Annotated in this window: 6 protein-coding genes; 5 read left to right on the top strand and 1 reads right to left on the bottom strand. The window is 68.4% G+C overall.

Annotated elements, in window-relative coordinates; all coding sequences use genetic code 11:
- The 5 genes from CA983_RS39665 to CA983_RS39645 form a co-directional block, all read left to right on the top strand.
- The coding region (locus tag CA983_RS39665; protein ID WP_143645523.1) for an integrase core domain-containing protein at nt 1-298 on the top strand (298 nt) is incomplete at its 5' end.
- Between the two features lie 29 nt (nt 299-327).
- The gene (locus CA983_RS39660; protein WP_208637139.1) at nt 328-1,554 is read left to right on the top strand and encodes a GMC family oxidoreductase; all 1,227 of its coding nucleotides are present in this window, start codon (nt 328-330) and stop codon (nt 1,552-1,554) included.
- Nucleotides 1,551-3,401: a peroxidase family protein gene (locus tag CA983_RS39655; RefSeq protein ID WP_086605546.1), complete on the top strand. Its 1,851-nt coding sequence runs from the start codon at nt 1,551-1,553 to the stop codon at nt 3,399-3,401. The genes CA983_RS39660 and CA983_RS39655 overlap by 4 nt, the downstream gene beginning before the upstream one ends.
- 292 nt (nt 3,402-3,693) lie before the next feature.
- Nucleotides 3,694-4,041 (top strand): sigma-70 family RNA polymerase sigma factor, encoded by a 348-nt coding sequence (locus tag CA983_RS39650; protein ID WP_086605545.1) that lies wholly within the window; start codon nt 3,694-3,696, stop codon nt 4,039-4,041.
- Nucleotides 4,041-4,871 carry a hypothetical protein gene (locus tag CA983_RS39645; RefSeq protein WP_086605544.1) on the top strand — a complete coding sequence of 277 codons (831 nt, stop codon included), beginning with the start codon at nt 4,041-4,043 and terminating at the stop codon, nt 4,869-4,871. Before CA983_RS39650 ends, CA983_RS39645 begins: the two co-directional genes overlap by 1 nt.
- 241 nt (nt 4,872-5,112) lie before the next feature.
- On the opposite strand, the gene CA983_RS39635 is transcribed toward CA983_RS39645, so the two are convergent.
- Complete coding sequence (locus tag CA983_RS39635) at nt 5,113-5,808, bottom strand: NAD(P)-dependent oxidoreductase (protein ID WP_086605543.1); 696 nt, start codon at nt 5,806-5,808, stop codon at nt 5,113-5,115.
- Nucleotides 5,809-5,882: the final 74 nt, after the last annotated feature.

Genomic DNA, 5,882 nt, shown 5'->3' with positions numbered 1-5,882 from the left:
CCTGACCGACAATGCCTGGGCCTACACCAAGAACACCTGGCGGGACACCTGCCGTGAGCTGGGCATCGGCCCGCGCTGGACCCGGCCCTGGCGTCCGCAGACGAACGGCAAGGTCGAGCGCTTCCACCGCACCCTGCTCGATGAATGGGCCTACCAGCGGCCCTACACCTCAGACACCGAACGACAGACAGCGTTTCCCGACTGGCTGGACTGGTACAACTACCACCGACCCCACACCGGCATCAGCGGCCAAACACCAGCCAGCCGCGTCACCAACCTGTCCGAACAGCACACCTAGGTGCGCTGGTTGACCCCAATGACTGGCGCGTGCAGACCGAGGCGCTCGAAGGCCTGTGGCAGATTCCCATGTCCGTCACTGCAGACGGGCGGCGCAGTGCCGTACGCGAGCGGGTCGCGGCCGTACGCGAGAAGTACCCCGACCGGCTCGTCGTACGGCCGCACGTGCTGGTGACCCGAGTCGTTCTGGACGAAAACCAGGCGGCGGTCGGCGTCGAGTACCTCGCCCACGAGCACGCCTACCGAGCCGATCCCGCGGCCGACGGGGACCCCCACCTCGCGCCGCCGCACCTGGTACTGGCCCGGCGGGAGGTGATCTTGGCCGCTGGCGCCTTCAACACCCCGCAGTTGCTGATGCTGTCCGGGATCGGCCCGCGCGACGAGTTGGAGCGGCACGGCATCCCGGTGCGCGTCGACCGGCAGGGCGTCGGCCGGAACCTCCAGGACCGTTACGAGGTCGGCGTGGTCAGCGAGATGGCCCGGGAGTTCCCGATCATCAGAGGCTGCTCCTTCCACGCGCCCGAGCCCGGCACGCCACCCGACCGCTGCTATCGCGACTGGCAGCGCGGCAAGGGGCTCTACACCACGAACGGAGCCGTCGTCGGCATCACCCGCAAGTCCCGTGCCGATCTGGACGCACCGGACCTGTTCGTCTTGGGGCTGCCCGCCGACTTCCGCGGCTACTACCCCGGCTACTCCCAGGACGGACTACTGCGCAAGGACCGTTTCACCTGGGCGGTCCTCAAGGCCGGGACGCGGAACACAGGAGGGCGGGTTCGCCTGAGGTCGGCCGATCCCCGGGACACCCCGCAGGTGAACTTCCACTACTTCACGGAGGGCACCGACAAGGACGGCGCGGACCTCGACGCGATGGTCGACGCCGTCGAATTCGTGCGCGGCATGAACCGCCGCGCCGGAAACATGATCAAGAAGGAGCTGTGGCCCGGCGATGGTGTCCGCACCCGCGAGCAGATCCGCCGCTGGGTACAGGACGAGGCGTGGGGCCACCACGCGTCCTGCACCTGCCCGATGGGGCGTCCCGACGATCCCGCCTCAGTCGTCGACAACCGGTTCCGGGTCTGCGGCGTGCAGCGGTTGCGTGTCGTGGACGCCTCCGTCTTCCCCCGAATCCCCGGATTCTTCGTCGCCACTCCGATCTACATGATCAGCGAGAAGGCCAGTGACGTGATCCTCGCCGAAGCCATGCCACCCAACGAACCAAGCACCGTCGAACCGTCCGCCAGGAGGATCCGATGACTGACCAGCGACCGTCCGCCGGCGAGGCGAGGTCCGGCTACCGACGCACACTGCCCTGGCGCGTCGTCACCGGCGTCGCCGAGTTCCTGGACCGCAGGATCGGCTGGGACAAACTGCCCCGCCCGCTCGGACTCGGTACCCTGCTCGGGCTGCGGGTGAAGCTGCGACAGGAGAACCTGCACGACACCAACCGGATCCCCGCGGTGAACGTTCCTGAGCCGGCACCGCAGAACGGCACGGCATACCTGGTCAACCGGACGGCCGACGGCAGTTACAACGACCTCGAGCAGCCGCAGATGGGCATGGCCGGCACCCGCTTCGGCCGCAACATCCCGCTGGAGCAGATCCCTCCCGTCTCGGCCGCCGACGTGCTCTCCTCGCCCAACCCACGCGTGGTCAGCCGCGAACTGCTCACCCGGGAAGAGTTCATCCCCGCCGAGATGGTGAACTCCCTCGTGGCGGCCTGGCTGCAGTTCATGGTGCGCGACTGGTTCAGCCACGGCACAAGCCCCACGGACCGGCCGTGGACCGTCCCTCTACGCGACGACGACCCCTGGCCCGAGCGGCCCATGCAGATCATGCGCACCCCCGACGACCCCACACGCGACCCGCAGGCCCCGGCGGGCACCCCCGACACGCGCGTCAACGTCTCCTCGCACTGGTGGGACGCCTCCCAGATCTACGGGTCGAGCGAGGAGGAGCAGCGTGTCCTGCGCACCGGGGAAAACGGCAAGCTGCGTCTATGGGGCGACGACCGGACACCCTTCCCGTCCGACCCGGACCGCGACCCGTCCCGGGTACCCGGCTTCTGGCTGGGGCTCGCGATGATGCAGACGCTGTTCACCAAGGAACACAACGCCATCTGTGACCACCTTCACGCGCAGTACCCCGGCTGGGACGACGAGGAGCTCTTCCAGCGCGCCCGGCTGATCAACGCCGCCCTCCTCGCCAAGATCCACACGGTGGAATGGACCCCTGCAGTCATCAGTCACCCGACCACCGTCACCGCGCTGCGCACCAACTGGTGGGGACTCGCCGGCGAGCGCGTGCACAACCTCTTCGGGCGGATCAGCAACTCCGAGGTGATCAGCGGCATCCCCGGTGCCGAGACCGACCATTACAACGTTCCGTACAGCCTCACCGAGGAGTTCGTCGCCGTCTACCGCATGCACCCGCTGGTCCGCGACGACTGGCACCTGCGGGCCGCGGCCGACGACGCGACGCTGCGGGAGGCCACTTTCCGCGAGCTCGCCGGTCCCGAGGCACTGAAAGTCATGGACACCGTCCCCATGCGTGACCTGCTCTACAGCTTCGGCACCCTGCACCCGGGCCTGGTCACCATGCACAACTTCCCGAAGTTCCTGCAAGAGTTCGAGCGGCCGGACGGTAACCTGCAGGACCTCGCGGCCACGGACATCCTGCGCAGCAGGGAACTCGGTGTCCCCCGCTACAACGAGTTCCGCCGGCTGCTGCGCATGAAGCCCGCCGCGACTTTCGAGGAGCTCACCGAAAACCGGGATTGGGCCCAGCAGATCAAGCGGGTCTACGGGGGCGACATCGAGAAGGTGGACCTGACCGTGGGCCTGTACGCGGAGAAACTCCCCGCCGGATTCGCCTTCAGCGACACCGCGTTCCGCATCTTCATCCTCATGGCCTCGCGCCGGCTCAACAGCGATCGGTTCTTCACCGAGTACTACACGCCCGAGGTCTATTCGAAGGCTGGACTGCGCTGGATCGACGAAAACACCATGGGGACCGTACTGCTGCGCCACCACCCGGATCTGCGGACCGCACTGGCCGGAGTGAAGAACGCCTTCTCACCCTGGAACGTCGCCGGGCGGGAGTGAGGAGGAAGCCGGGACGGCAGAGGGACTCAGGGCCGACCTCGTCCTGGAGGGCGGCGGGATGTGGCCTGGGCGCCGCGGGAGTAGTGATCGGCCTGCTGGAGGAGGGCGATGTCTTCCAGCGCGTCGCCGGCACCTCCGTCGGCGCCATCGCGGCGGCCTTCGTGGCCGCCGGGGTGGGGACCAAGACTTGCGCGGGCCGGTGCTGCTTCGGTGAGTTCACCAGGTGCGGGCGGCTGCCCGGAGAAGGTCGCGGACGCGGACCACGTCGGGACGGGTCTTTGCGCCGGGCCACATGGCGAAGGCGTGGGCGACGCTCAAGCAGGAGGTCGCCGTCCGGCTGGAGATCCAGAGCCGGTCCCTGGCCTTGGTGGATACGGCTGCGTTCGCCCGCGTGCGGCAGGAGACCCGGGCCCGGCTGGAAACGCTGGAGTCCAGTCCGGGGCTGTACGCGGCCATCGCCCGCCTGCCCGAACGGCACTACGACGTGATCGTGCTGCACTACGTGCTTGGCATCCCGCAGCGCCGGATCGCCCGGCTGATGGGAATCGACTGCGGGACGGTCCGATCGCATCTGCGCGGTGCCCGGCGGAGGCCGGCCAGGGAGTTGGGCATCGTATGGTCCACCGACGAGGAGGAGTGATGCGGCTGCCTCGCATCGAACGGGAGTTGGCCCGGGCCCAGGTCCTGGCCGACGAATACGACAACTTCGACGAGCGGGCGGGCTTGGAGCGGATCGCCCGTCGCGTGCTGTGGGACAGCGCTTTGTCCCTGGAGAAGCGGGCCCAGCGGATCCGCACCGCTTGGGGAGCCGATGACCGGACCCCCGCGCCCGGCATGATCCCTCAGCCGGGGGAGGTGGACGAGGGCGGGCTGACGGCGCTGCACGAACGTGCCGCACACGAGCTGGATGCCCTGTCTGCGTACGTGATCGGGGACCAGTCCGCTGTGGCGGCGATGGGTCTGCTGGTCGACGATCCCATAAGGATCGAGCCGGACGGGGCTCTCGCGTTCGCCTGCCTGCTCTACCTTGCCGACAAAGATGAAGCCGCCCGCTTCTGGTGGAGTTTCGCTGCTGGCGCCGGTGCGGCGACCGCAGCGTACTGCCTGTACCTCCATCACCTGCACTACAGCGAACTCCGTGACGCCCAGCACTGGCGGGAGTGGGCCACCGACCTGGCGGCCGAAGACCACACCCCAACCCTGCATCACTTCAGCACGTTGAACAACACCAGGCCCAACCTGCCGGTTCCATGTACGGATCCGGCACCCAACGGCGAAGCCGAAGCGGGGAAGGCGTGGCTGATCGTTGAGTCCTGTGAAACCTGGCGTGCCCACATCCGCCTCTCCCGCACCCTCACCAAGGCCGTATACCGCCTGGAGGTCTGCGACGACGCTGACTACGGCACCATTCCTCGGCCCGACCCCGAGCTCGCCGCTGAGCTTGAAGAATGTGCTGGTTCTGCCACTTAGTAGCCCAGTTCTTCACCACCCAGCTCTGAGCCGTCAGACGGTCGCGATCGGACGGCACGACCCCGGCAGCCTCGCGCCCGGGGTGGTCACCCGGACCGGGCCGGTGGCCGCGTCGAAGGTGAAGCGGATCGGGGTGACGTGCGGGGTGCCGTCGGGGCGGAGCGGAGGGTGGTGAAGGTGGCCGTATGAGTGCTAGTGAGCAATGCCCGTGTGGCGGCCGGGAGTTCGACAGTCACCCGGCTCACTTCTTCTTCACTCCCTCGTGCCAGATCAGCTTGGCGATGTTCGGCTTCACAGCCGTGGTGATGACGCCCATGGCCGTACGGACATAACGCCGTTCCTCCAGCTCGCGCAGCATGCTCGCGGCGAGATCGGCACGGGCGGTGAAGACGCCGTCAGCGCTGGTCTCGGCGGCGTGGTAGTCCGTGACGACGGGGTGCTCGAAGAGGCCCGAGGGCCGGACGAGGGTCCAATCGAGGTCCGTCTGACGGATCACGGCCTCCATGCGGCGCATGTCCTCGTGGAGGGTGCGGCCGAGGCGTCGGTTCACCAGCGGGTCGAGCACATAGTTGAAAAAGTGCGCTCCGCTGGGACGCCAGTTCGGGTCGGCGATGCTGGAACTGACGGCGAGCAGCCGCTTGATGCCGTGCCGGGTCATGGCCCCGGTGATGGCCGTGGCGCTCGCCGAGTACGTGGTGATGGTCTCCTTGCTGAAGCGCGCGCCCAGCGCGGACAGGACGGCGTCCGTCCCGGCGATCGCGGCGTCGACGGCCGCCGGATCGGTGGCGTCGGCGACGGCCACGGCGAGGCCAGGCCGCCCGGGGAGGAGGGAGCCTGGGCGGCGAGTCACGGCGACGACCTCGTGGCCGGCGGTGAGGGCCTGGTCGGTGAGGTGGCGGCCGGTCGGTCCGTTGGCGCCGAAGACTGCGATACGCATGGTGTCGGGTCATCCCTTCGTGTGGTTCCCGGAACGCCCTTGACTGTGCCGATCACGAAACGCAGGCTCAACGC

Origin of the sequence: Streptomyces swartbergensis (assembly GCF_002148965.1) — a bacterium.
Lineage (GTDB): Bacteria > Actinomycetota > Actinomycetes > Streptomycetales > Streptomycetaceae > Streptomyces > Streptomyces swartbergensis.
This window is presented reverse-complemented; position numbering and strand designations above follow the sequence as displayed.